We start from the raw sequence: 23,385 nt of genomic DNA, 5'->3' as shown, positions 1-23,385 counted from the left end.
CCGCGTTCCGAGCGATACGGGCGCGTCGGAAAGCGCGGGCGGGAGCGCCTGCACGGAGCGGAGAGCGTCCCCGTTCCCCGCAGGCCCCTCGGGGGGTGGCGAAGGCTTCGGCACGGAGGGCGTCATTGGCCGAGCCTCGCAAGCCTGTCTGAACCGTTGGTTACGGCGACATGGCGTGTGGGATATCGGGGGGCGGCTCCCGGGCGTCTACGTGGGCGGGGCGGACGTAGGCCCCGGCTGGAACGCGTCTTCGGAGAACATCCGGAGGATACGTACGCCCTTCCCGCTCGTGGAAGGACGTACGCGGATCTGTTGCGTCACACCGTGCGGCGGCGCAGCACGACGAAGGCGGCGGTGGTCGCGAGGGCGGCGACGGTGAGGAGGATGCCGCTCTCCATGAGGGTCATGGGCCAGAAGCGGGGCCGGGGCCGGCGGACCTCGCGCTGGATCTCCAGGTACTGGTTCAGCACGATCATCACGGCGACCGAGATCGCCAGTGCGGCCAGCGCGCGACGCAGCAGCAGGGCGGTGAGCGTGCCGACCGCGAGGGCGCACAGGGTGTACGCGACCAGGGTCGGGCCGCGGGCCGCGAAGACGTCAGCGAAGGTCCAGTCGTCGCCCATCAGGTCCCGGTGCGCGGCCCAGGCCCAGCGGAACACGACGACCAACAGCGTGTCGCCGATGACGAGTGCCAGCGCGGGCACGGCGAGCTTGGTGGCGAGCCAGCGGGCGGGGCTCACGCCCTGGGTCCAGGCGAGGTGGGCGGTGCCGGACTCCAGCTCACGGCCGATCAGCGCGCCGCCCGCCCAGGCGGCGACGGCCCAGAAGCTGTAGTAGGCGAAGGTGCTGGTCATGCCCAGGGGGCCGGTGTAGTCCCCGAGTGCGGACGAGAAGGTGCACGAATCCTCCGTGGGACTGCAGGCGGCGATGCGAGCGTGTACGGAGTTCGCCGTGACCTCGGTCAGCCACACCAGGTGGCCGACCGCGGCCAGGATGAAGACGGTCCACACGGCCAGGGCCGTGCGGTGCACGCGCAGCACGGTGCGGGCCAGGCCCCTGGTGCCCGGGGAGCCCGTAACGGCGGACCCGAGGGCGGTCATACGAGGTTGCTCCTCTTGCGCAGGAGGAGGAAGGCGGCGGCGAGTGCGAGCGCGGTCAGGCCCAGCAGGACACCGGTCTCCAGGAGTTGGCGGGGCCAGTAGTCGGACGACGGCAGGTACTCGCGGCCGAAGCGCACGACGTCGTGCTGGGCCAGGCAGCGTGTGTTGTCGTAGCAGTCCGGGTCCGGGATCACGGCGCCCTTGGAGTTCACGGCCCAGCTGCGGGAGTGGAGCTCCGGCTGCTGGTAGCGGCCCTGGAAGGGCCAGGAGTTGGCGCGGAAGGCGTTGACCAGGAAGTACCCGACGCCGGCCAGGGCGAGGGCGGGCAGCGTGCGGCGTACGGCCAGGCCGACCAGGGCGCCGAGGGCGAGCCCCAGAAGTGGCGCGGCGACGGTGGCGGGGCCGACGGAGAAGTAGAAGGCGCGCGGGCCGATGCCGGCGATCAGGAGATTGCCGTGCGCGTTCCACAGCAGGCGGTAGAGCACGACCAGCAGGCTCATGCCGGCGGTGACGGCCAGCGCGGGCATGGCGAGCTTGGTGGCGAGCCAGCGAGCGGGGGAGGGGGACTGCCCCCAGACGAGCTGTGCGGTGCCGAACTCCAGCTCGCGGGCGGTCAGTGGGCCCGCCGCGAACAGCGCGACGCCGAAGGAGGCGAGGCTGATCAGGGTGCCCGGGTCGTAGAACAGGTTGGTGTAGGCGCCCGCGGTGAAGCCGAGGAGCATGCCCTGGTCGTAGGCGGCGTCGAGCACCCCGCCGTAGCCGAGGGCGTCGAGCTTGGCCTGGGTGGCGTTCGCGCCGGGCCCGTACAGCCAGAGCAGGAACGCGGCGGTGCAGGCGACGAAGCCGAGCCAGACGAACAGCGCCGTGCGGTGCAGCCGCAGGACCGTCCAGACCAGGCCGCGCGGGCGCAGGGCGCCGCGGCGGGGTGCGGCGGAGACGGGGGCGGGGGCGGTGGTCGTGGTCATGCCCGCACCTCCACGGGGGCCGCGGTGGTGCCCGGGGTGAGCAGGGCCGGGGCGTCGGGGGAGCGGAGATGGGCGAGCAGGAGTTCCTCCAGGGACGGTTCCTCGGTCTCCCAGGTGCCGTCGACCGGGCCGTCGCGTCGGATCAGCGCGGTCAGGCCGCGGCCGGCGGCACGGGACTCCACGACCGTGTGCGGGGCGAGGTCGGCGGGCGTACCGCGGCCGGTCACCAGGGTGTGCGCGGTGAGCAGGTCGTCGATGCCGCCGCCGAGCCGTATCCGGCCGCCGCCCAGGAGCAGCAGGTGGTCGCAGGCGTCGGCGAGTTCGCTGACGATGTGCGAGGACATCAGGACGGTGGTGCCGCGTTCGGCGGCGTCCGCCATCAGCGTGCCCATCAGCTCGTGCCGGGCGAGCGGGTCGAGGTCGGCCATCGGCTCGTCGAGCAGCATCAGATCGGGCCGCTTGCCGAGCGCGAGGGCGAGTGCGACGCGGGTGCGCTGGCCGCCGGAGAGGCCGCGGATCTTCTGTGCGGGGTCGAGCGAGCCCTCCTCGACGATGCGGGACGCGTACGCCGCGTCCCAGCGGGACGGGTTGAGCTCGGCGCCCATGCGCAGGGTGTCGGCGATGGTGAGCTGCGGGTACAGCGGCTTGTTCTGGGCGAGGAAGGCCACGCGGTCACGGAACTCGCCGGGCGCCCGGCCGAACACGGTGAGGGTGCCGGCGGTGGGCCGCAGCAGCCCGGCGGCCATGGCCAGCAGGGTCGACTTCCCGGCGCCGTTCGGGCCGACGAGTGCGCTGATCCGGCCGGCGGGCAGGCGGAAGGAGCAGTCGTCGAGGGCCGCGGGGGCTCTCCTGCCGTACCGCTTGCCCAGCCCGGACGCCTCCAGGGCGACGGCCGGGATGGTGCTCGTGGAACTCACTGGTCCCCCTCATGCTCACGGAAGAGCTCGTCGGTTTTCGGGAAGCGCTGGTCGAGGACGGATGAGAACAGGGCGTCGACGTCCTCGCGGTCGAGTCCGCCCGCCCTGGCGCGCTGCGCCCATGCGTCGAGTTCGGCCCTCAGCGGCGAGTCGGCCGGCTGGGCGCCGAGCGTCCTGCGCACGAAGGTGCCCAGGCCGCGACGGGCCTCGACCAGGCCCTCGCGTTCCAGCTCGCGGTAGGCCTTCAGGACCGTGTTGGGGTTGATGGCGGTGGCCTCGACGACCTCGCGCGCGGTGGGCAGCCGGTCTCCCGGCTCCAGCAGGCCCAGTCGGAGGGCCTGCTTGGTCTGCTGGACGATCTGGACGTAGGTGGCGACGCCGGAGCGCCGGTCGATGCGGTACTCGACCACCCGTACAACCACCCTTTCACTAATTGAGTAGTGAAAGGGTGGTGCAAGCCGCGCGGCAAAGTCAAGTGCGATCGTGTGAACCGATCCGCCGGGGCCGTCCGATGAGGAGACGTGAGCGAAACGAGAAGCGACGGGGATCTGCTGCGCGCCGTCGCGGCGGACGGGGACCGGCGCGCCTTCGAGGAGCTGTACCGGCGGTACGCGCCCTGGCTGACCGCCCGGCTGCGCGGCCGCTGCGCCGACGCGGGGGTCGTCGACGACGTCGTACAGGAGACGTTCCTCGCGATCTGGCGGGGCAAGGCCCACTACCGCGAGGAAGGGGACGTCGCGGGGTGGCTGTGGCGGATCGGCTCGCGGCGGCTCATCGACGCGCTGCGGGGCGACGGGGCGCGCGGCCGGCTGCGGCAGGCGCTGACGCGGCTGCGGCACCGTGACGAGGCGTCCGCCGAAGAGCGCGTCCTCGCGGGAGTGGAGCACGGGGACCTCGCGGGCGCCCTCGTCCGCCTGTCCCCCGAACTCCGCGCGGTGCTGCAGGCCACGGTCATCGACGGGCTGACCACCCGCGAGGCGGCCGTCCTGCTCGGCATACCACCGGGGACGGTCAAAACACGGGCGATGCGGGCCCGTAAGCAACTGCGGGAGGCACTGGCATGAGCGACGGACAGGTACGCGATCGGGTGCACGGGACCGCGCGTCGGCGCGGGCCCGGCGGCGGTGGGAGCCGCACGGTGGCCGATCGAGGTTGCGGGTCCGTGGCCGGCCGCGGAGTCGGCCATGGGGATGGTCGCGGAGACGGCCACCGAGATGGTGATGGGGGTGGCCGTGTGGGCGGCCGTGTGGGTGGTCGGGGTCCGTGGAGGCGTCGGCGGGAGCCGGTGCGGGAGGTGGCGGTATGACCTGGCATGTTGCCGAGGAGGATCTACGGGCTTACGCCCAGGGCGAGTTGGCGCCGCCCCTGCTCTGGTCCGCCGACACCCACCTGGCCGCCTGTGCGCGGTGCCGGGCCGTCCTCACCGAGGTCGGTGACCCGGTCGGGCTCGACGCCGGCTGGGAGCGGCTGGACGCGGAACTCGACGCGCCCCGGCCGCGGTTGTTCGAGTCGCTGCTGCTGCGGCTGGGCGTCGCCGACCACACCGCACGGCTGCTCGCGGCCACGCCCGTGCTGCGCCGCTCCTGGCTGGGCGCGGTCGCCGCCGTGCTCGTGATGAGCGTCGCGGCGGCCCACACGACCCGGGCGGCCACCGCGCCCACACTCTTCCTCGCCCTCGCGCCGCTGCTGCCCCTCGCCGGGGTCGCGCTGTCGTACGGACCCGCGCTGGACCCGACGTACGAGATGGCGGTGGTCGCACCGGTGCACGGGTTCAGACTGCTGATGATCCGGACCGTCGCCGTGCTCGTCGCGGGGCTCGGCCTGGGCGGCCTGGCGACCCTCGCCCTGCCCGGCTACGGGCTGCGCGCCCTGGCCTGGCTGCTGCCCGCGCTCGCCCTCACCGCGACCTCACTGGCGCTCACCGCCCGACTGGGCCCGGTGCTCGCGCCGTCGCTGGTCGGCGGGGCCTGGGTCGCGCTGCTGCTGGCGGCCCGCGCCCAGGGCGCCGGCACGCTCGTGCCGTTCACCGCGGCCGGCCAGGGGGTGGCGGCGCTGGTGGCCGCGCTCGCCGGCGGGCTGCTCTTCCTCGTACGTGACCGTTTCGACCGTTTCCAGGGAAGTGCCGTATGACACCCACCGTCTCCGCCTCCGGGCTCAGCCTCCGCTACGGCGGGACTCGCGCCCTCGACGACGTGTCGCTGCGGCTGACGCAGGGCGTCACCGGGCTGCTCGGGCCCAACGGGGCAGGAAAGACCACCCTGTTGAGGGTGCTGGCGACCGCCGTGCCCGCAGACCGGGGCGCCTTCACCGCGCTCGGGCACGACCCGGCGACGGCGGCCGGCCGGCAGGAGGTGCGGCGCCGGCTCGGCTATCTGCCGCAGACGCCCGGCTTCCACCCGGACTTCACCGCCTTCGAGTTCGTCGACTACGTGGCGATCCTCAAGGAGCTGACGGACCGCGCCGCCCGCCACCGGGAGGTGCGCCGTGTGCTGGACCAGGTCGACCTGGCCGACGTACGGGCCAAGCGCATCAAGAAGCTGTCCGGCGGTATGCGGCAGCGGATCGCCCTGGCCGCCGCCCTCGTCGGCGACCCGGGGTTCCTCGTCCTCGACGAGCCGACCGTCGGCCTCGACCCCGAACAGCGCATGCGCTTCCGGGAGTTGATCGCCCAGGCGGGAGAGGGCCGCACGGTCCTCCTGTCCACCCACCAGACCGAGGACGTGGCGATGCTCTGCCACCGCGTCCTGGTGATGGCGGGCGGCCGCATCCGCTTCGACGGCACCCCGGCCGAACTGACCGCGCGCGCGGCCGGACACGTGTGGAGCAGCACGGAACGCGACCCCGGCGCGAAGGCCGGCTGGCGCACGGGCACAGGCTCCTTCCGCAATGTCGGCAGCCCGCCCGACGGCGCCGACCTGCTCGAACCCACCCTGGAGGACGGCTACTTGCTCACCCTGGACGACGCCGGCACGGATGCGGGCGCGGAGGTGGCGGCATGACCACGATGATGGAGGAAACCCCCGTCGCGCTGCGGACCGAGGGGCCCCGCAGATCCTGGTCGGCCGTCGTCGCCCTGGCCCTCTTCGAGGCACGCAGGCTCCTGCTGCGGATCCCGATGCTGCTCGCCTTCGCGCTGTACGTCGCCTGGATCGTGTGGCGCACCCCGAAGCAGGGGAACGGCCACCCCGCACTCCAGGACGCCGACCGGGCCACCCAGACCGGCCCGCTGCTCATCGCCCTCGTGGTGCTGCTGTGCGTCAACCAGGCGGTGCTGCGTTCCAAGCGGCACGACACGGAACGCCACTTCACGGTGCTGGTGCTGGAGCCGTGGCGGCGGACGACGGCCCATGTGCTCTCCGTCGTGGCGCCCGCCCTGCTCGTCGGGGCGGGCGTGCTGGCCCAGTTCGGCTGGTCGGCGTTCAAGCCCGATGCCGTGGGCAGCGGATCACCGGCCGAACTCCTCGTCGGCCCGCTGACGGTCCTGCTCTTCGGGGCGGTCGGGGTGCTGCTCGCCCGTCTCCTGACCTCGGTCTTCGCGGCGCCACTGCTGATCGTGCTGTTCTTCTTCCTGTTCGTGGCCGGAACGTTCCCCGCCGCGGACGGCGAGCGCGGCCTGCGCTGGCTGGCTCCGATGATCGGCGAGAACAGCTCCGTCGCGCTGCCCTCGGACCTGATGGGCCGGCCCGCGGCCTGGCACGCGCTGTACCTGCTGGCCCTGGCACTCACGGTGGCGCTCGTGGCCGTCCTGGCGGGCGGCAGCCGCAGCTGGGCCCTCAGGGGAGCCGTCGCCGCGGCGCTGGCGCTGGCGGTCACGGCCGGTGCGGTCCAGACCGCGGCCCTGCCGACCGCCACGATCGCGGCCCGGGAGGCGGCCACCCACACCCCGGAAAAGGTGCAGCCCTGCGTGCGGCGGAACGGGTCGACGTACTGCGCCTTCCCCGAGTGGATGCCGCGGACAGCCATCTGGGCCGATGTGGTGGACCACGTCCGGTCCCTGGCCGGCGGCACCGCGCACCGGCAGCCGCTTCTCGTACGGCAGCGCATCGACGCCACCTACGGCCTCACCGGCGACTCGGCGATCCTCCCGTCCACCACCCCGCACCAGGTCACCGTCGGCACCCGCTGGGGCGGCCCCCGCGTCCCGGAGTTCTCGGCGGCCGTCTCCTCGGTGCTGGTCGCGGGCGACGAGAAGGCGACGAGCGGGATGTGCGACGGCCGGATGGTGACCGTCATGTGGCTCGCCCTGAGCTGGATGCCCGACCCGATGCAGTCGCTGCGCGACGTCCGGCTCGACGACAGCGTGACGGGCTCGGCGATCGTCCTCTCGCCGACCGACCCGATGGAGATGACGGCGGGCCAGACGGACGTCGTACGAGAACTCCTGGGCAAGCCCCGCGACACCGTGGCCACCCGCATGAAGGCCCACTGGACGGAACTGACGGCCCCGAAGGTGACCAGCGCGCGAGCGGCACAACTGCTGGGCGTGGCCGCACCGAAGACGGCGGACAGGTGCGGGTGACGAGGGGCTTGGCGCTTCCCGTGCCGCGGATGCTGCCGTGTTGGTCTGCGGGTTGGGCGGATGCGCTCCTGGGCGCGATGGTGCGGAGGGAGGCGGGTCGATGCGGGTGACGAGGGGGTTGGGGCTTCCCGTGCCGCGGATGCTGCCGTGTTGGTCTGCGGGTTGGGCGGATGCGCTCCTGGGCGCGATGGTGCGGAGGGAGGCGGGTCGATGCGGGTGACGAGGGGGTTGGCGTTCCCCGTCCTGCGGACGCTGCCGTGGCGGGCGGTGGCGGCGGGCGGCGGGCTCGGCCTGGTGATCGCCGGGGTGCAGCGGTTCGCGGGCGGTGAGCCCGACGCGCGGGCCGCCCTCCTCCTGCTGCGCTCCGCGATCCTCGCGTACGCGCTGGGGCTGGCGTTCCTGCTGGACGACCCGGCCCGGCACACCACCGCCACGGTGCCGGTCCGCCGCCCCCTGCGCACCGCCCTGCGCCTGGGCTACGCCGTCGCGCTCACCGCGCTGTGGTGGACGGCACTGCTCCTCCTCGTCCCCTCGGAGGTGCGCCCCCCGGTCGGCGACATCACCCTGGAGGCAGCCACGGCCTGCGTACTGGCGCTTGCCGTCGGCGCGCTGGCACCACGCCTGACGGACGAGCCCCGGCCGGGCCCCTCGGTGGCGGCGACCGTGCTGTTCACAGCCGTGGTTGCGCCCCTGCTGTCGCCCGACCGGTGGGCCCTGTTCGTGTCCGTGCAGGACGAGCGCTGGGGCGCGGCGCACGTCCGCTGGGCATGGCTGCTGGTGGGGGCAGTGGCGGCGCTGACCCTGTGCATGCCCGAGCCGCTACGAGGACGGGCGCTGCCTTTTCGGCGCGGGCCGGCATCATCCGGCCCGTCCGGCATCTGAGGGCGGGCTTCACCTCTTCGCCGCAGGCCGGCACCCACCAGCCCGTCCGGCGTTTGAGGACGAGGCCGCAGGCCGACGGGGGTCTGGGGGCGCAGCCCCCAGGGACGCGCACTCCCACACCGCCGCAGGCCGACGCGGGTCTGGGGGCGCAGCCCCCAGGGGCGCGCCATCCCACACCGCCGCAGGCCGACGGGGGTCCGGGGGCGCAGCCCCCAGGGACGCGCACCCCCACACACCCGCACAACACACCGCCGACCCGCCGGAGGCTCACGTCTCCGTGCGGTACATCAGGTCCGTCTCGTACGTCACGAACCCCAGCCGCTCGTACACGGCAACCGCCGCCTTGTTGTCGGCATCGACATACAGCATCACCGCAGGCAGCCCCTGCGCCTCCAGATGCCGCAGCCCGATCGTGGTCAGCGCCTTGCCCAGCCCCCCGCCCTGCACACCCGGCCGCACCCCGAGGACGTACACCTCACCCAGCTGCTCGGCCGCATGCACCTTCGTCCAGTGGAAGCCGACGAGTTCGTCCCCGCGGAAGGCGAGGAAGAAGCCGGCCGGGTCGAACCAGGGCTCGCCCCTGCGGTCGTCGAGGTCGCGCTGGGTGAGGGAGCCCTGCTCGGGGTGGTGGGCGAAGGCGGCGGCGTTCACGGCGAGCCAGGCGGCGTCGTCGGCGTCGGGGACGAACGTACGGACCGTGACGCCGGCCGGGAGAACCGGCTCGGGCAGGTTCAGGTCCGTCAACGACCGCCGCATCTGGCGCAGTTCGCGAAAGAGCGTGAGCCCCAGGACCTGCGCGAGATGCCGCGCCGCCGAGTGCCCGCCGTGCGCCCACACCCGCAGCCGCTTGCCGGAGGCGGCGAGCAGCGCCGAGCCCAGCGCCCGCCCGTGCCCGTGCCCGCGGTACGAGGGGTGGACGACCAGCTCGGCGGCCGGTGCCTCGACCAGGTCGGTGTCCTCCAGCTGTGCGTAGCCGACGAGTTCGTCCTCGACGCTGAGCAGCAGATGGGACACCCCCTCGCGCTCTCCGCCGCGCAGCTGCAGCCTCCCCTGTTCGGACACCGCCTGCCGGCCGTCCTCCCGGGCGGCGTCGGCGAGCAGTGAGAGCACGGCCTCGGTCTGCTCCGCGGAGAGCGCGGAGTAGGTCTCGATGGAGCGGGTCCGGCCGGGCCGGGCGGTGTCGTCGCTGGTCATGCGTACGAGGGTAAGGGGACCGCCCCGCAAAGTGGGGGTCAAGGGAGGGGTAAAGGAAAACCAGGATGTCATCACGAATCCCTTTTCACGCTACGCGCGTTGACCCTAGGCTGCGCCGGACGGGGACCACTTCCTCAGCCGACCCACAGGGGGGCGCATGCCAGCCACTTCCCAGCCGAACCAGCGCCGCAGACGGACGTACCGTCTCGTGGCCGCAGCCGCCGGACTCGCCACCGCCGGAGCACTCGCCGCCGCGCTTCCGGCCAACGCGCACGAGTCGAAGGGCGGCGGCCACCACCGCCCGAGCCGCTACCAGGACGTACAGCTGCTCTCCTTCAACGACCTGCACGGCAACCTGGAGCCGCCGTCGGGTTCGTCGGGCCGCGTGAGCGAACTGCAGGCCGACGGCACGACGAAGAGCATCGACGCGGGCGGTGTCGAGTACCTCGCGACCCATCTGCGCGAGGCCCGCAAGGGCAAGGCGTACTCCGTCACCGCGGCCGGCGGCGACATGGTCGGAGCCTCGCCGCTGATCTCGGGCCTCTTCCACGACGAGCCCACCATCGAGGCGCTGAACAAGCTCGACCTGGACGTCACGAGCGTCGGCAACCACGAGTTCGACGAGGGCGCGAAGGAACTGGCCCGGCTGCAGAACGGCGGCTGCCACCCCAAGGACGGCTGCTACACGGACAAGAAGTTCAGGGGCGCCGACTTCCCGTACCTGGCCGCCAACGTCCTCGACGAGAAGACGAACAAGCCGATCCTCAAGCCCTACTGGGTGTGGAAGAAGAAGGACGTCAGGATCGGCTTCATCGGCGTGACGCTGGAGGACACCCCGGGTGTCGTCTCCGCCGACGGGGTCAAGGGCCTGAAGTTCAAGGACGAGGTCGAGACGATCAACAAGTACGCCAAGGTGCTGCAGAAGCAGGGCGTGAAGTCGATCGTGGCGCTCATCCACGAGGGCGGCTTCCCGGCCTCGGGGTCGTACAACTACGACTGCGACTCCGCGGGCGCGGGCAGCGGCATCTCCGGCCCGATCGTCGACATCGCCAAGAACATCACGCCGTCGGTGGACGCCCTGGTCACCGGTCACACCCACAGCGCGTACGTGTGCACGATCCCCGACCCGGCGGGCAGGCCCCGCATGGTCACCTCGGCCGCGTCCTTCGGCCGCCTCTACACGGACACCACGCTCACGTACGACCGCCTCACCGGTGACATCGCCCGTACGTCGGTGAAGTCGGCGAACCATGTGGTCACCCGGACCGTCGCCAAGGCGCCGGACATGACGCGGCTGATCGACAAGTGGAACACCCTCGCGGCCCCCATCGGCAACCGTGCGATCGGCTACATCTCCGCCGACGTCCCGAACACCGGCACCGAGTCCCCCATGGGCGACCTGATCGCCGACGCGCAGCTCGCGTACGGCAAGGAGCTGGACCCGGAGACCGACCTCGCGCTGATGAACCCGGGCGGTGTGCGGGCCGGACTGACCTACGCGGCCAAGGGCGCTGAGGGCGACGGCGTGGTCACCTACGCCGAGGGCTTCACGGTCCAGCCGTTCTCCAACACCGTGAATCTGCAGAACTTCACCGGCGCCCAGATCATCCAGGTGCTCAAGGAGCAGGTGAGCGGTACGAACGCTGCGGCGCCGAAGATCCTGCAGCCGTCGTCGGGGCTGACGTACACGCTGGACCTGACGAAGAGCGGCGCGGACCGCGTGGTGACGGACTCCGTCAAGCTCAACGGCGCCGCCATCGACCCGGCCGCCACCTACCGCGTCGCCACCAACAGCTTCCTCGCGGGCGGCGGCGACGGCTTCACGACGCTGGGGCAGGGCACGAACGACCTGGTCGGTACCGATGACCTCGCGGCGCTGCAGCAGTACCTGACGGCCAACTCGTCGGCGACGAACCCGATCGCGCCGCCGGCCGCCGACCGGATCACGATCGTGAGCTAGATCGCAAACCCCGGGTTCGGTTGCGGGTGGGGGGCGTTCGCATGGTCGGATGGATCGATGCGTGCCCCCCACCACGACCTATCGACGCATCGCCATCCAAACCCCTACGAAGAACTGGGCGCCCTGGACGACGGCCCGCTGGAGGAGTTCCTCCACGAGGACGCCGACGAGGGCGCGGCCGCACGGGCCCCGGACGTACAGGCCTGGGGACCACCGGCAACGGACGTACAGGCGCCGGTCGTACCGGAAGAGGCCCAGGCCGATGATGCTGCCTGGGCTCCTCCCAACCACCGCCGAAGCGGCCGCCGCCGGAGGCGCGGCCGTTTCGCCGGCCTGCCGCTCGCGCTGAAGGCCGTGGCGGGAATCGTCGTCCTCGCCGCCTTCCTCAGCCTCGCCGACCGCTGGGCGCTGCTGTACGCCGAGCGCCGCGTGGCGGACTCCCTCAAGGACCGGATGCGGCTGAGCGCGGCGCCCGAAGTGGAGATCAGCGGCTTCCCCTTCCTCACTCAACTCGCCGACGGCCGACTGAAGTCGGTGAAGGTGACCGTGCCGGACGTCGCGGCCGACCGGGTCTCCCTGGCCAAGGTGACGGCGACCGCGCACGACGTACGCCTCGACGCCCCCGACGGTCCGACCTCCGTACGGGGCGCGGCAGTTCCCCGCCTCGACGGCGACGTACTGCTCTCCTTCGACGACCTGAACCGCGAACTCGGCGCCTCCCAGGTCACGTTCACCGGACACGGCCGCGACCGGGTGCTCGCCCGCGGCACGCTTCCGGTGGCCGGACATGACCTCCGCCTGCGGGCGGACGCCCGTATCAGCCGGGACGGCGACCGATCCATCGCCACGCGGATCGGCGGAATGCGGCTGGACATCGGAGACCTGGCGACCTACCGGCCCGGCACCGGAGCCTCCGAGGGCCTGCACCTGACCCGCAGCTCCGCCGCGCGCCTGGCGCACGAGACGAACAAGGCGAAGGCGCTGTTCTCGGTTCCGTCGGTGGTGCGGCGGCTCGGCGTGCCCGACTCCGCGGTGCGCGAGGCTCTGCGCTCCGACGCCGAACTGGCGCGGGTGACCGGCACACCGCGCTTCCTCCACCGGGCGATGCGGCTCAACCTGATCGATCTGGCCCTGGAGCACCCCGCCCTGCTCAAGCGCCTCGGCTTCGACCCGGCCCTGCTGGACGCCCTGCCCCGGCTCACCCGCCCCGTCCTCGCCGACCGGCTGTCCCTGGGCTTCAGCCTGCCCTCGCCGCACCGCGGTGAACTGCGGCTTCGGGACGTACGGGTGGAGAAGGACGGGATCAGGGTGCGGATCCAGGGCTGGGGTCTGGCGGTCGGCAAGTCCCGCTGACGCCGGACGAAACCCGTGCCGGGCCGCCTTCACGGCTGCTGTGCTTCCACTGACGCCGGACATCGGAAGTCGATGGCGGGGCGGGAGCACCACACAGGTGGTGATCCCGCCCCGCCATCACCGTGACGTCACCCGCCGTAGCGGTGGACCCGCCGGCCTCGACTGGCCGCGATCCGAAGGACGTCCTCCAGGGACTCGGCCGCCCTGGTGAGTGCGAAGCGCACCGCTCGTTCACCCGCCGTCGGATCGGAGAGCACGGCCCTGGATCCCGTGAGGACCTGTTCCCCGGAGTCCAGTTGAGCTGCTTCCACGTCGTCGGCCAGCAGGGACAGCCTGCTGTCGTCCCCGTCGGTGCTGAGGTAACAGGGTTTGCCTTCGGGGGTGGTCCAGGGAAGCAGCCGCAACTGCTCAAGCGTGGGGATCTCCTCGGCCGCGCTCATGCGGACACCGCCACTCCGTGAATGCGCCGAGGGCCTACGTCGATGCCGTGCACGGCGAGCCAGAGGGCCTGACGGCGCCTGCGCCGGAGGCGGCGTTCGCGGCGCTCGTCGTGGGTGAGGAGGTAGGGGCGTACGAGGTGGGTGTCCTGCTCGAAGGGGCCTACGTCGGCGGGGTGGTCGAGTCGTGCAGGGGTGGCCGCGGCTGGAGCGAACGGCCGCTCCCCGCCGAGTGGTTGGGATGGCCCGGATCGGTGCCGGCCGTGGGCGGGTAGCAGTGCGTGCACGATTGCGAGCAGTAGCGACTCGCAGAATCCCGCGATACGTTCCCTCATGTCGGCACTCCTTCGAAGCGTCGGCCACGCCCCCGGGCCGAGCAGCATCGGTCGCGGGGGTTTTGGCATGGCAGCGGTCTGACGAGCGGTGATTACCGTTCGTGTCTCGATCGTCACAGGTGCGGCGTACGCTGCGGAAGAGGTTCGGTGTTGTCTGGCGCGCAGGCAACGGTGAGGGGTGACGTGGGCGGAAAGGTTGACGCGGAGCCGGTTTCCGGACGGGCGATGCTGGGGCAGACGCTGAAGGTCCTGCGGGAGAAGACCGGGAAGTCGCTGGGGCAGTTGGCCGACGAGACCGGGTACGAGAAGAGCTATCTGAGTCGGCTGGAGTCGGGGGAGCGGCTGTCCAAGGTCACGGTCATGGAGGACCTGGACGGCTACTACGGCACCGGTGACCTGCTGTTAAGCCACTGGAAGGCGGCGCGGCTGGACGCGTTCAAGGACCAGTACAAGGAGTACATGGCGCTGGAGGCGACGGCGCGGATCATGTGGGTATTCGCACCAGGAATTCCAGGGCTTCTCCAGACCGAGGAGTTCGCTCGGGGGGTGTTGTCTGGGGCTCAGACAACGGCTGACGGTGACGAGGCCGTTGAGGAGCAGGTGGCGGCACGGCTCGGGCGGCAGTACCTCCTGAGGCAGAAGCCTGAGCCAGAAGCCCGGATCGTCATGGACGAGTTCGCACTCCGACGTCCTGCAGCCCGGGGGAAAACCTGGCGTGACCAGCTGTTTCACCTTGAGGCCGCTGCACAGTGGCCCAACCTGATGCTCCAAGTACTGCCGTTCTCGGCGGGAGCGCACCACCATATGAACGGGTCGCTGACGCTGCTCTGGCAGCGGGACGGAAGTGCCGTTGCCTACAAGGAAGGCAACGGTTGCAGTCGGCTGATCGAAGATCCGGACGAAGTCCTGCGGCAACGACTGTCCTACGATCGGCTCCGCGACCTGGCGTTGTCCCCGTCGGACTCGCTTGCGTTCATCAGAGACGTACTGGAGGAGCACGGATCATGACGCGTACCCCCGATCTCAGCATCGCCGTGTGGCGTAAGTCGAGTTACAGCGAGGGGGGAGCCAATGACTGCGTCGAGGTCGCCGACGGCCACCCCGGCTTGGTCCCCGTCCGCGACAGCAAGGTTCCGGCGTCCAAGGCGCTGCTCTTCTCGGCCGCGTCCTGGTCCGTGTTCGTGGACGGGGTCAAGGGCGAGGGGGCGGGGAGCCGGATCGGCTAAGGCATCTCCGGCGGAGCCGTGGGCGCCCCGGGCAGCCGTACCGTCGCGGCCGTGCCGCCGCCCTCCGCCCGCTCCAGCGTGATCTCACCGCCCGCCTGCTCCACCGTGCGGGCCACGATCGACAGACCGAGCCCCGATCCCGGCAGGGCGCGCGCACTCGGCGAGCGCCAGAAGCGGTCGAAGACGTAGGGGAGTTCGTCGGCGGGGATGCCGGGGCCGTGGTCCCTCACGGTCAGGATGCCGCTGCCGAGCTCGACCTCGATCGTGCCGCCCTCCGGGCTGAACTTCACCGCGTTGTCGAGGATGTTGACGATCGCCCGCTCCAACGCGGACGGCTCCGCCCGTACGTACCAGGGCTGGAGGTCGGCATTGATCGTGAGCTCCGGTCCGCGGAGCCGTGCGCGGCGCAGCGCGGCCTCGACGGTGTCCTCCAGCGAGACGACCTGCACCCGCTCGCCCCGCTGCCCCTCCGACCGCGACAGCTCCTGCAAGTCGCCGATCAGGGCGGCCAGTTCGGTCATCTGCGCCTTCACCGACGCGAGGAGTGCCTTGCGGTCGGCCGGGGGGATCGGGCGGCCGGTCTCCTCGCTGCGGGTGAGGAGCTCGATGTTGGTACGGAGAGAGGTGAGGGGGGTACGGAGTTCGTGGCCGGCGTCGGCGATGAGCTGCTGCTGCAGATCGTGGGAGCTGGCGAGGGAGGAGGTCATCGAGTTGAAGGAGCGGGACAGGCGGGCGATCTCGTCCTCGGCGTCGTCCTCCACCGGGATGCGGATGCTCAAGTCCTCGGTACGGGCGACGTGTTCGACGGCCTCGGTGAGCTTGTCGACGGGGCGCAGGCCGGCGCGGGCGACGGCGAGCCCGGCGGCTCCGGCGCCGAGGACTCCGACGCCGGAGACGAGGAGGAGGATGAGGGCGAGGTCGTTGAGGGTGTTCTGGGTGTCCTTGAGGGAGATCGCAGCCATGATCGCCACGTCCGGGTAGGCCTCGGGATTGGGCCCGGGGCCCACCGGAATGGCGATGGTCACCACTCGGACGTCGTTCCCCTTGGCGTCCGTGCTGTTGTGGAAGGTGCGCATGCGGGTGGTGGGGTTCGCGGCCGCCGCCTTGTCCGCCGCCGTGACCTTCACGACGCCCTCGGACTCGTTGAGCACGCACGCCCTGCCGTCCGACGTCACCAGTTGCAGGTAGACGAAGGAGGGGCGTTGGTTACCGCCCGAATCATCGGTCGACTCGGTGCAGCCGGCGAGGACGGCGGGCACGTCGGCGGGGTTGAGGATCCTGCCGTTGATGCTTGAGAGCCGGTCGTCGACCTCGTCGTACAACTTCCCCTGCACGATGAACCAACAGGTCACCGAAACCGCCGCCACCCCGAACGCCACAGCCGCGGCGACGAGCATCGCCAGCCGCGAGCGAATCGGCAGTGTCTGGAAGCGGCGTAGAACCTTCTTCACTCCGCGCCGCCCTGCCGCAGGACGTACCCCACGCCCCGTACCGTGTGCACGAGCCGAGGCTCGCCCCCCGCCTCCGTCTTGCGGCGCAGGTACATGACGTACACGTCCAGGGAGTTGGAGCTCGGCTCGAAGTCGAAGCCCCAGACCGCCTTCAGGATCTGCTCACGCGTGAGGACCTGGCGCGGGTGGGCCATGAACATCTCCAGGAGCGTGAACTCCGTGCGGGTCAGCTCCACCAGCCGCCCACCCCGCGTCACCTCCCGTGTCGCCAGATCCATCCGCAGGTCGCCGAAGCTCAGCGCCTCGTCCTCGTGGATCGCCCCGGCGGCCGCTGCCGCCGCATACGAGCTGCGCCGCAGCAGCGCACGGACGCGGGCGAACAGTTCGTCCAGCTCGAAGGGCTTGACGAGGTAGTCGTCGGCCCCCGCGTCCAGCCCCGTCACCCGGTCGCCGACCGTGTCCCGTGCCGTCAGCATCAGGATCGGCGTCGTCGTCCCGGCCCCCCGCATACGGCGCGCGGCGGTCAGGCCGTCCATGCGTGGCATCTGGATGTCGAGGACGACCAGGTCTGGCTGGTACGCGGTCGTCTTCTCCAGGGCGTCCGCGCCGTCCACGGCGACCTCGGTGTCGTATCCCTCGAAGGCGAGGCTGCGCTGGAGTGCTTCGCGCACGGCCGGCTCATCGTCGACGATCAGGATGCGCTGCGGGTCACGGTCGCCATCGGCGGGGCTCATGGGCTTCGGATTCCTCGGGTGCGGTGGGGCGGCAAGGGACTGAAGGTACGTGAACCTGCTTGAAGATGCCGGAACGTGCTGGAACGTGCTGAATGCCTTCAGCCTCGCATGTTTCCCTGCGGGCGCGTACGGAGAGAAGGGCGGCCGGGCGCGGTCAGCCGTGCATCGCCGCGATCCGGTTCAGCGGCACCTTGCGGCGGTGCGGACGGGCCGCGGTGGTGCGCAGGCCCATCATCTGGGCGGGGGCGGTCGCCACCAGCTCCGGCGCGCGCGTCACCGGTGTCACCGGCGCGTGCAGTGCGTACGCCACGTCCAGGGCCAGGGCGAGCCCGGCAGGATCGATGCCGGCGACCGTGTGGGAAGCCTGCTTGATCATGGCGTTCTCCATGACGTACTCCATGACGTTCTCCATGACGCACTCCCTGCTGGTGAGGTGATGACAGCCGGCCGGGTTCAGTTGTCGCTGCCGCCGGCCCGCAGCGTGGCCAGGTCGGACTTGACGGTGTTGATCGGGATGGCGAAGCCGAGGCCGACGCTGCCGGCGTCCGACGAGCCCGAGGACGACTGTGAACTCGCCGAGTACATCGCGGAGTTGATGCCGATGATGTTGCCCGCGGCGTCGATCAGAGCGCCGCCGGAGTTGCCCGGGTTGAGGGACGCGTCGGTCTGGATCGCCTTGTACGTCGTCGTCGACGAACCCGTGTCGCCGTTGAACTGCTGGCCGCCGAAGGAGAACGGCCACCGGCCGTCGCCGCCGCCCTGGCCCTGGTCCTGGGACTGGCCCTCGTCGGTCGGGACGGTCACGTCCCGGTTGAGGGCGGAGACGATGCCGCTGGTGACGGTGCCGCTCAGGCCCTCGGGGGAGCCGATCGCCACGACGGTGTCGCCGACCTGGACGCCGGAGGAGTTGCCGAGGGTGGCCGCCTTGAGGCCGGAGGCGTTCTCCAGCTTGATCAGGGCGAGGTCCTTCTTGCTGTCGGTGCCGACGACCTTGGCGGTGTAGGTCGTGCCGGCGCTGGTCGTCACCTTGATCGACGTGGCGCCGGAGACGACGTGGTTGTTGGTGACGATCTCGCCGCCGCTGGTGATGATCACGCCGGAGCCGGTCGACGAACCGTTGCTCAGCGTGGCGCTGACCTCGACCACGCTCGGGCTGACGGCCGCGGCGATGGTGGCGACGTCACCCTTCTTGCCGGAGGGCACCACATGGGTGCTGGTGCTGCTGGTGGCGACGGTGTCGTTGCCGGTCAGCTCCTGGAAGGCGTACGCGGTGCCGCCGCCGATGGCCGCGGCGACGATCGCCACGGCGGCCAGCAGGGGGAGGGGGCCCCGGGTGCGCTTCTTCGGCGCCGGAGCAGCCGCGGGAGGGACGGGAGCGGCGTTGAGGAAGGCCGTACCGCCGCCGCCGTTGCCGTCACCGCCGTAGCCGTAGCCGTCGTGCCCGCCGTAGCCGCCGTAGCCGGAACCCTCGGCCGCGACCGGCTGCACCTGCGGCGCGGGCCGCACCGGCGGCTGCGCCGGCGGCGGCGGCCACTCGGGGTTCACGGGGGAGGAGGCGTGCTGCTGCTGGGGGTACGGGTGCTGTTGCTCGCCCTGGTAGGGGTTCTCGTACTCGCCGCTGCGGCGGATGCTCTCGGTCATGACAATGAGCTTCCCGCTCGACCATGAGAGTTGGCTGAGTGCCCGCTGAGAAGCCCGGCAGAACCTTGTTTGCCCGATATAAAGAGCCTTCTCGCAGCTGGGCGAGGCCGTTCAGGCAACCTTCATGTGCAGGCACCCATATGCAGGCACCGTCACGGGCAGCCGCACGACCTGCGCGTGACCAGCCGCGAGGGAAACTGCTTGAGCCGCTCCCGCCGGGACCCCGCCACCCGCAGCCCCTCGTCGAGCACCAGGTCCACGGCGGCCCTGGCCATCGCGGAGCGGTCCGAGGCGACCGTGGTCAGGGGCGGGTCGGCCAGCGCCGCCTCCTTGATGTCGTCGAAGCCGGCGACCGCCAGCTCGCCCGGCACGTCGAGCCGCAGCTCGCGCGCGGCACGCAGCACGCCGATCGCCTGGTCGTCGGTGGAGCAGAAGATCGCGGGCGGGCGCCGGGGCCCGGAGAGGATCTCCAGGGCCACCTTGTACGCGTCGTAGCGGTTGTACGGGGCCTCGAAGAGCCGGTCCTCGGTCGGGATCCCGGCCTCCTCCATCGCACGCCGCCAACCCTGGACGTGGTCGGAGACGGGGTCGCCGACGACCGGGGTCTCGGCGGTGCCGCCCATACAGGCGACGTACTCGTAGCCGTGGTCGATCAGATGGCCGACGGCCTGCCGGGCGCCGTCCAGGTCGTCGATGACGACGGCGACGTCGTCTATGGCCTCGGGCCGCTCGTGCAGCAGGACCACCCGCGCGTCCCAGGCCTCGATCTCGGCGGCCGCGTTGTCGTTGAGCGCGTGGCTGACCAGGATGAGCCCGGACACCCGCATGCCGAGGAACGCCCGCAGATAGTGGACCTCGCGCTCGCCCACGTAGTCGGAGTTCCCGACCAGCACCATCTTTCCGCGCTCGGAGGCGGCCTGTTCGACCGCGTGCGCCATCTCCCCGAAGAAGGGCTGGCGCGCGTCCGGCACGATCAGGCCTATGAGGTCGGTGCGCCGGGACGCCATCGCCTGGGCGACCCGGTCCGGCCGGTACCCCAGTTCCTTGATGGCGGCGAGGACACGCTCGCGCGTGGCCGGGGCGACCGGCCGGGGTCCGTTGTTGATGACGTAACTGACGACGGCGGTCGAAGTCCCCGCCAGCCGCGCCACATCATCCCGAGTCACCTTGGCCACGCGCGGATTCTACGCGGATAAACCGGCTCTGGGCAGGGCGAGAAGGAGCTGGGCCCGGAGAGCCTGTGTGGAAGCGATGCCCCCAGCGGCACTCCTTATGCCTCCGCCCGCACCTCGACCTCGTCCAGGGCGCTCGCTCCGTCCGCATCGTCCTGCTTTGCCCGGTCTGCCTTGGCCTTGGCCTCCTCGGCGGCCCGGTCGACCTTCTCCGGAGTAACGAATCGATAACCGACGTTCCGGACGGTGCCGATCAGCGACTCGTGCTCGGGTCCGAGCTTGGCGCGCAGCCGTCGTACGTGGACGTCGACCGTGCGGGTGCCGCCGAAGTAGTCGTAGCCCCAGACCTCCTGCAGCAGCTGGGCGCGGGTGAAGACGCGGCCCGGGTGCTGTGCGAGGTACTTGAGGAGCTCGAACTCCTTGAAGGTGAGGTCGAGGACCCGGCCCTTGAGTTTGGCGGAGTACGTGGCCTCGTCGACCGACAGGTCGCCGTTGCGGATCTCCATGGGGGAGTCGTCGTTGACGATCTGCTGCCGGCCCATGGCCAGCCGCAGCCGCGCCTCGACCTCCGCCGGACCGGCGGTGTCGAGCAGCACGTCGTCGATGCCCCAGTCGGCGGTGACGGCCGCGAGGCCGCCCTCGGTGACGACCAGGACGAGCGGACAGCCGGGGCCCGTGGAGCGCAGCAGCTGGCACAGGCTGCGGACCTGGGGCAGATCACGGCGGCCGTCGACGAGGATGACGTCGGCGCCCGGGGTGTCGACCAGGGCGGGGCCCTCCGCCGGGGCCACTCGCACGTTGTGCAGGAGCAGGCCGAGGGCGGGGAGCACCTCCGTCGACGGCTGAAGGGCATTGGTCAGGAGCAGCAGAGAACTCATACGTCTGGTTCCTCCTCGGTCCCTGCGAGGACGTTTGGTGGTGCGGTACCGCTCTGCGATCCCGGGCGCCCCGTACACCTGCGGTTTCCCGCGTCGTATACAACGCTTCCGAAAGCACAAAAGGACCCGGGGGCGTCGCTGCCCGAGTCCTCTGCCCAGCAGAATAGCCCACATGAGCATCACTCCGGCAGGTCATGTGGCGCGTTCCATCGTTCGTCCGAACTCCGAGACGTTCAATCGCACCCCTTTGCGGACGTTTCTGCACACTGACGACGGGGTGTCGATCGATTCCGTATACGACCCGCCGGCCGCCGTATACGACGCCGCGGCGCCATCCTCCGTTGATCTGGTGTTCGTCATGGCCCACGGCTTCACGGGCGACGCGGACAAGCCGCACGTGCGCCGGGTGGTGGAGGCGTTCGCGCAGTACGGGGCGGTGGTCTCCTTCTCCTTTAGGGGCCACGGGGCGTCCGGCGGACGGTCCACGGTGGGCGACCGGGAGGTGCTCGATCTGGCGGCCGCGGTGACCTGGGCGCGGGAGCTCGGCCACGCGCGCGTGGCGACCGTCGGCTTCTCCATGGGCGGCTCGGTGGTGCTGCGGCACGCGGCTTTGTACCGGCCGGGGCGCGAGGGGCGCACGGAAGCGTCCACCGACGCGGTGGTCTCGGTGAGTGCACCGGCCCGCTGGTACTACCGGGGCACCGCCCCTATGCGGAAGCTGCACTGGCTGGTAACCCGCCCCGAGGGCCGGCTGGTGGGCCGCTACGGGTTCGGTACGAGGATCCACCACCGGGAGTGGGACCCGGTCCCGCTCTCCCCGGCGGAGGCGGCGGCGAGGATCGCGCCCACTCCGCTCCTGATCGTGCACGGCGACCGAGACGGCTACTTCCCGCTCGACCACCCCCGCATGCTGGCCGCGGCCGCCGGTGACCACGGCGATCTCTGGGTGGAGGGCGGCATGGGCCACGCCGAACACGCGGTCACCGACGGGCTGCTGGCGCGCATCGGGGACTGGGCCGTCTCACAGGCGGGCTAGCCTGACGGTGTACACCGCCGATCGACTGCTCATCGACCATTGATTGAGGAACCGGATGCCAAAGGTCACGGTGCGCTACTGGGCCGCCGCGAAGGCCGCAGCCGGCGTCGCCGAGGAGCCGTACGACGCGGCCACCCTCGCCGAGGCGCTCGACGCCGTGCGTGAGCGACACCCCGGTGAACTGTCGCGCGTACTGCAGCGATGCTCGTTCCTCATCGACGGTGACCCCGTGGGCACCCGCGGACATGAGACGGTACGGCTGGCCGACGGCGGCACGGTCGAGGTGCTCCCGCCGTTCGCAGGAGGGTGACGATGACCGATCAGCCGTACGACCCGTACCAGCAGCCGCAGCCGCACGCCCAGCAACAGCCGCAGCAGGTGTATCAGGCTCAGGGATACGAGGGTCAGGGATACCAGGCTCAGGGATACCAGGGTCAGGGATACCAGGGTCAGGGATACCAGGGTCAGGGATACCAGGGTCAGGGATACGAGGGTCAGGGATACGAGGGTTACGACGACCCGTATGCCGCCCAGCAGTACACCCAGCAGTGGCAGGGGCAGACCTGGGAGCCGCAGCCGCAGGCACCGGTGTCGGGCGCGGAGACGGCCTACATGCCGCAGCAGACACCCCAGCAGGCAGCACCCCAGCAGGCACCGCAACAGGGGTACCCGCAGGCTCCGCAGTGGCAGCAACCGCAGGCACCGACCCCCGCGCCTGCACCCTCCCCGGCCCCCGCACCAGCCCCCGCACCGGCCCCTTCCGCCGGGGAATCACCGGGCGCCGCCTACGGCCCCGCCACACTCGCCGGCAACGCCCGCATCACGGACGCCCAGCGCGCCCGCCTGGAGGGCCGCTCCCCGGTCATAGAGCCGGGCATGCAGCCGGCCGGGCTCACGGCTTTGCTGGGGCTGCTCCTGTCCGGCGCGGCCGCTGTCGGCTCGTACGCCCTTCTCGTCCCGCTCGTCGTCCTTCAGGCGGTCACCGCGGCGGGCTGGTTCCGGCTGAACGGCATGTGGCCGGCCCGGCAGGGCATCGCGCTGGCGTTCCTGGGCGCGCTGTCCGCGGACGCCGTGCTGATGGTGGCGGGCCGGTCGAACGGCCCGGCGGCGATCCTGGGCACCCTCGGCGTCTGGGTCCTGCTCTCCCTGGTCCTCCAACTGCGCTCGCACGCGGACCCGGACGAGCGGATGTACGGCCTGATGGCGGGCGTCGCCTCGGCCGCGCTGTCCATCGTCGCTGGCGGCTATCTCGCGGCCTCCGCGCACGCCGTCTCGGTCGGCGCCGCGGCGGTCGCGGTGGCTGTCCTGGCCCGCGCGCTCCCGCTGCCCACGCCCGCGTCGGTGGTCGTCTCGCTCCTCGCCGCGGCGGGTGCGGGCATCGCCGTCGGCGGGATGACGGGGTTCGGGGCGAAGGGCGCGCTGCTGGGCGCGGGCGCGGCGGGCTGCGCCCTCATCGGCCACCGGGTGGCGAGCTACGACTACCCGTCGAGGTTCGTGCACTTCACGGCGGGTGTCGCCCTGCCCCTGACGGCCGCGGCGCCGGTCGTGTACGTGCTGGGGCGGGCGCTGGGCCAGTAGCCGTCCG

The 23,385-nt window shown here is 71.6% G+C and carries 25 protein-coding genes; 12 read left to right on the top strand and 13 right to left on the bottom strand.

Features of this window, described 5'->3' with window-relative positions; genetic code table 11:
• Nucleotides 1-317 precede the first annotated feature (317 nt).
• The 4 genes from ACYUED_RS20110 to ACYUED_RS20095 are packed head-to-tail and all read right to left on the bottom strand — an operon-like array spanning nucleotide 318 to nucleotide 3,392.
• Complete coding sequence (locus ACYUED_RS20110; protein ID WP_491293664.1) at nucleotides 318-1,100, bottom strand: ABC-2 membrane transporter-related protein; 783 nt, start codon at nucleotides 1,098-1,100, stop codon at nucleotides 318-320.
• Nucleotides 1,097-2,065 carry an ABC-2 membrane transporter-related protein gene (locus tag ACYUED_RS20105; protein ID WP_491293663.1) on the bottom strand — a complete coding sequence of 323 codons (969 nt, stop codon included), beginning with the start codon at nucleotides 2,063-2,065 and terminating at the stop codon, nucleotides 1,097-1,099. Before ACYUED_RS20105 ends, ACYUED_RS20110 begins: the two co-directional genes overlap by 4 nt.
• Nucleotides 2,062-2,982 (bottom strand): ABC transporter ATP-binding protein, encoded by a 921-nt coding sequence (locus tag ACYUED_RS20100; RefSeq protein WP_491293662.1) that lies wholly within the window; start codon nucleotides 2,980-2,982, stop codon nucleotides 2,062-2,064. The genes ACYUED_RS20105 and ACYUED_RS20100 overlap by 4 nt, the downstream gene beginning before the upstream one ends.
• Nucleotides 2,979-3,392, bottom strand: a complete 414-nt coding sequence (locus tag ACYUED_RS20095; RefSeq protein ID WP_491293661.1) for a GntR family transcriptional regulator — start codon at nucleotides 3,390-3,392, stop codon at nucleotides 2,979-2,981. Before ACYUED_RS20095 ends, ACYUED_RS20100 begins: the two co-directional genes overlap by 4 nt.
• Nucleotides 3,393-3,503: 111 nt before the next feature.
• Between ACYUED_RS20095 and ACYUED_RS20090 the strand changes: the two genes are divergently transcribed.
• The 5 genes from ACYUED_RS20090 (at nucleotide 3,504) to ACYUED_RS20070 (ending at nucleotide 8,383) form a co-directional block, all read left to right on the top strand.
• The gene (locus tag ACYUED_RS20090; protein ID WP_491293660.1) at nucleotides 3,504-4,046 is read left to right on the top strand and encodes an RNA polymerase sigma factor; all 543 of its coding nucleotides are present in this window, start codon (nucleotides 3,504-3,506) and stop codon (nucleotides 4,044-4,046) included.
• 238 nt (nucleotides 4,047-4,284) lie between these two features.
• Complete coding sequence (locus tag ACYUED_RS20085; RefSeq protein WP_491293659.1) at nucleotides 4,285-5,112, top strand: cupin domain-containing protein; 828 nt, start codon at nucleotides 4,285-4,287, stop codon at nucleotides 5,110-5,112.
• Complete coding sequence (locus ACYUED_RS20080) at nucleotides 5,109-5,981, top strand: ABC transporter ATP-binding protein (protein ID WP_491293658.1); 873 nt, start codon at nucleotides 5,109-5,111, stop codon at nucleotides 5,979-5,981. Before ACYUED_RS20085 ends, ACYUED_RS20080 begins: the two co-directional genes overlap by 4 nt.
• Entirely contained in the window at nucleotides 5,978-7,501 is a 1,524-nt protein-coding gene (locus tag ACYUED_RS20075) for an ABC transporter permease (RefSeq protein ID WP_491293657.1), read from the top strand. The genes ACYUED_RS20080 and ACYUED_RS20075 overlap by 4 nt, the downstream gene beginning before the upstream one ends.
• A 267-nt stretch (nucleotides 7,502-7,768) precedes the next feature.
• On the top strand, nucleotides 7,769-8,383 hold the full coding sequence (locus tag ACYUED_RS20070) for an ABC transporter (protein ID WP_491294337.1): 615 nt from the start codon (nucleotides 7,769-7,771) through the stop codon (nucleotides 8,381-8,383).
• Nucleotides 8,384-8,650: 267 nt separating this feature from the next.
• Here ACYUED_RS20070 and mshD read toward each other — a convergent pair whose 3' ends face one another.
• Entirely contained in the window at nucleotides 8,651-9,577 is a 927-nt protein-coding gene (mshD, locus tag ACYUED_RS20065) for a mycothiol synthase (protein ID WP_491293656.1), read from the bottom strand.
• Between the two features lie 157 nt (nucleotides 9,578-9,734).
• Between mshD and ACYUED_RS20060 the strand changes: the two genes are divergently transcribed.
• Both ACYUED_RS20060 and ACYUED_RS20055 read left to right on the top strand, forming a co-directional pair.
• Nucleotides 9,735-11,537, top strand: coding sequence for a bifunctional metallophosphatase/5'-nucleotidase (locus tag ACYUED_RS20060; RefSeq protein ID WP_491293655.1), 1,803 nt, complete (start codon nucleotides 9,735-9,737; stop codon nucleotides 11,535-11,537).
• 57 nt (nucleotides 11,538-11,594) lie between these two features.
• On the top strand, nucleotides 11,595-12,890 hold the full coding sequence (locus ACYUED_RS20055) for an LmeA family phospholipid-binding protein (RefSeq protein ID WP_491293654.1): 1,296 nt from the start codon (nucleotides 11,595-11,597) through the stop codon (nucleotides 12,888-12,890).
• A gap of 128 nt (nucleotides 12,891-13,018) precedes the next feature.
• Here ACYUED_RS20055 and ACYUED_RS20050 read toward each other — a convergent pair whose 3' ends face one another.
• Both ACYUED_RS20050 and ACYUED_RS20045 read right to left on the bottom strand, forming a co-directional pair.
• Nucleotides 13,019-13,330, bottom strand: a complete 312-nt coding sequence (locus ACYUED_RS20050; protein ID WP_491293653.1) for a hypothetical protein — start codon at nucleotides 13,328-13,330, stop codon at nucleotides 13,019-13,021.
• A complete protein-coding gene (locus ACYUED_RS20045) occupies nucleotides 13,327-13,662 on the bottom strand; it encodes a hypothetical protein (RefSeq protein WP_491293652.1) in 336 nt (111 codons plus the stop codon). Before ACYUED_RS20045 ends, ACYUED_RS20050 begins: the two co-directional genes overlap by 4 nt.
• 225 nt (nucleotides 13,663-13,887) lie before the next feature.
• Here ACYUED_RS20045 and ACYUED_RS20040 point away from each other — a divergent pair, with 225 nt between their 5' ends.
• Both ACYUED_RS20040 and ACYUED_RS20035 read left to right on the top strand, forming a co-directional pair.
• Complete coding sequence (locus ACYUED_RS20040) at nucleotides 13,888-14,670, top strand: helix-turn-helix domain-containing protein (RefSeq protein WP_405673825.1); 783 nt, start codon at nucleotides 13,888-13,890, stop codon at nucleotides 14,668-14,670.
• Nucleotides 14,667-14,888 carry a DUF397 domain-containing protein gene (locus tag ACYUED_RS20035; RefSeq protein WP_491293651.1) on the top strand — a complete coding sequence of 74 codons (222 nt, stop codon included), beginning with the start codon at nucleotides 14,667-14,669 and terminating at the stop codon, nucleotides 14,886-14,888. Before ACYUED_RS20040 ends, ACYUED_RS20035 begins: the two co-directional genes overlap by 4 nt.
• Here the strand turns inward: ACYUED_RS20035 and ACYUED_RS20030 are convergent.
• The 6 genes from ACYUED_RS20030 to ACYUED_RS20005 form a co-directional block, all read right to left on the bottom strand.
• Nucleotides 14,885-16,339 (bottom strand): HAMP domain-containing sensor histidine kinase, encoded by a 1,455-nt coding sequence (locus tag ACYUED_RS20030; RefSeq protein ID WP_491293650.1) that lies wholly within the window; start codon nucleotides 16,337-16,339, stop codon nucleotides 14,885-14,887. The two genes, ACYUED_RS20035 and ACYUED_RS20030, sit on opposite strands and share 4 nt — an antisense overlap.
• Entirely contained in the window at nucleotides 16,336-17,073 is a 738-nt protein-coding gene (locus ACYUED_RS20025) for a response regulator transcription factor (protein ID WP_491293649.1), read from the bottom strand. Before ACYUED_RS20025 ends, ACYUED_RS20030 begins: the two co-directional genes overlap by 4 nt.
• A gap of 154 nt (nucleotides 17,074-17,227) precedes the next feature.
• Nucleotides 17,228-17,485 (bottom strand): hypothetical protein, encoded by a 258-nt coding sequence (locus ACYUED_RS20020; protein ID WP_491293648.1) that lies wholly within the window; start codon nucleotides 17,483-17,485, stop codon nucleotides 17,228-17,230.
• Nucleotides 17,486-17,526: 41 nt separating this feature from the next.
• Nucleotides 17,527-18,714 (bottom strand): S1C family serine protease, encoded by a 1,188-nt coding sequence (locus tag ACYUED_RS20015; protein ID WP_491293647.1) that lies wholly within the window; start codon nucleotides 18,712-18,714, stop codon nucleotides 17,527-17,529.
• A gap of 152 nt (nucleotides 18,715-18,866) precedes the next feature.
• Nucleotides 18,867-19,889, bottom strand: coding sequence for a LacI family DNA-binding transcriptional regulator (locus ACYUED_RS20010; protein WP_491293646.1), 1,023 nt, complete (start codon nucleotides 19,887-19,889; stop codon nucleotides 18,867-18,869).
• Nucleotides 19,890-19,984: 95 nt separating this feature from the next.
• Entirely contained in the window at nucleotides 19,985-20,764 is a 780-nt protein-coding gene (locus ACYUED_RS20005) for a winged helix-turn-helix transcriptional regulator (RefSeq protein ID WP_491293645.1), read from the bottom strand.
• Nucleotides 20,765-20,936: 172 nt separating this feature from the next.
• On the opposite strand from ACYUED_RS20005, the gene ACYUED_RS20000 reads away from it, so the two are divergent.
• The 3 genes from ACYUED_RS20000 to ACYUED_RS19990 are packed head-to-tail and all read left to right on the top strand — an operon-like array spanning nucleotide 20,937 to nucleotide 23,378.
• The gene (locus ACYUED_RS20000) at nucleotides 20,937-21,800 is read left to right on the top strand and encodes an alpha/beta hydrolase (protein ID WP_491293644.1); all 864 of its coding nucleotides are present in this window, start codon (nucleotides 20,937-20,939) and stop codon (nucleotides 21,798-21,800) included.
• Nucleotides 21,801-21,855: 55 nt separating this feature from the next.
• Nucleotides 21,856-22,110 carry a MoaD/ThiS family protein gene (locus ACYUED_RS19995; protein WP_266516953.1) on the top strand — a complete coding sequence of 85 codons (255 nt, stop codon included), beginning with the start codon at nucleotides 21,856-21,858 and terminating at the stop codon, nucleotides 22,108-22,110.
• Between the two features lie 2 nt (nucleotides 22,111-22,112).
• Nucleotides 22,113-23,378, top strand: a complete 1,266-nt coding sequence (locus ACYUED_RS19990) for a hypothetical protein (RefSeq protein ID WP_491293643.1) — start codon at nucleotides 22,113-22,115, stop codon at nucleotides 23,376-23,378.
• Nucleotides 23,379-23,385 lie beyond the last annotated feature (7 nt).

This window comes from Streptomyces sp. DF42 (assembly GCF_058267695.1).
Note: the sequence above shows the minus strand (reverse complement) of the source record. Positions and strands in the feature narration are given on the sequence as shown.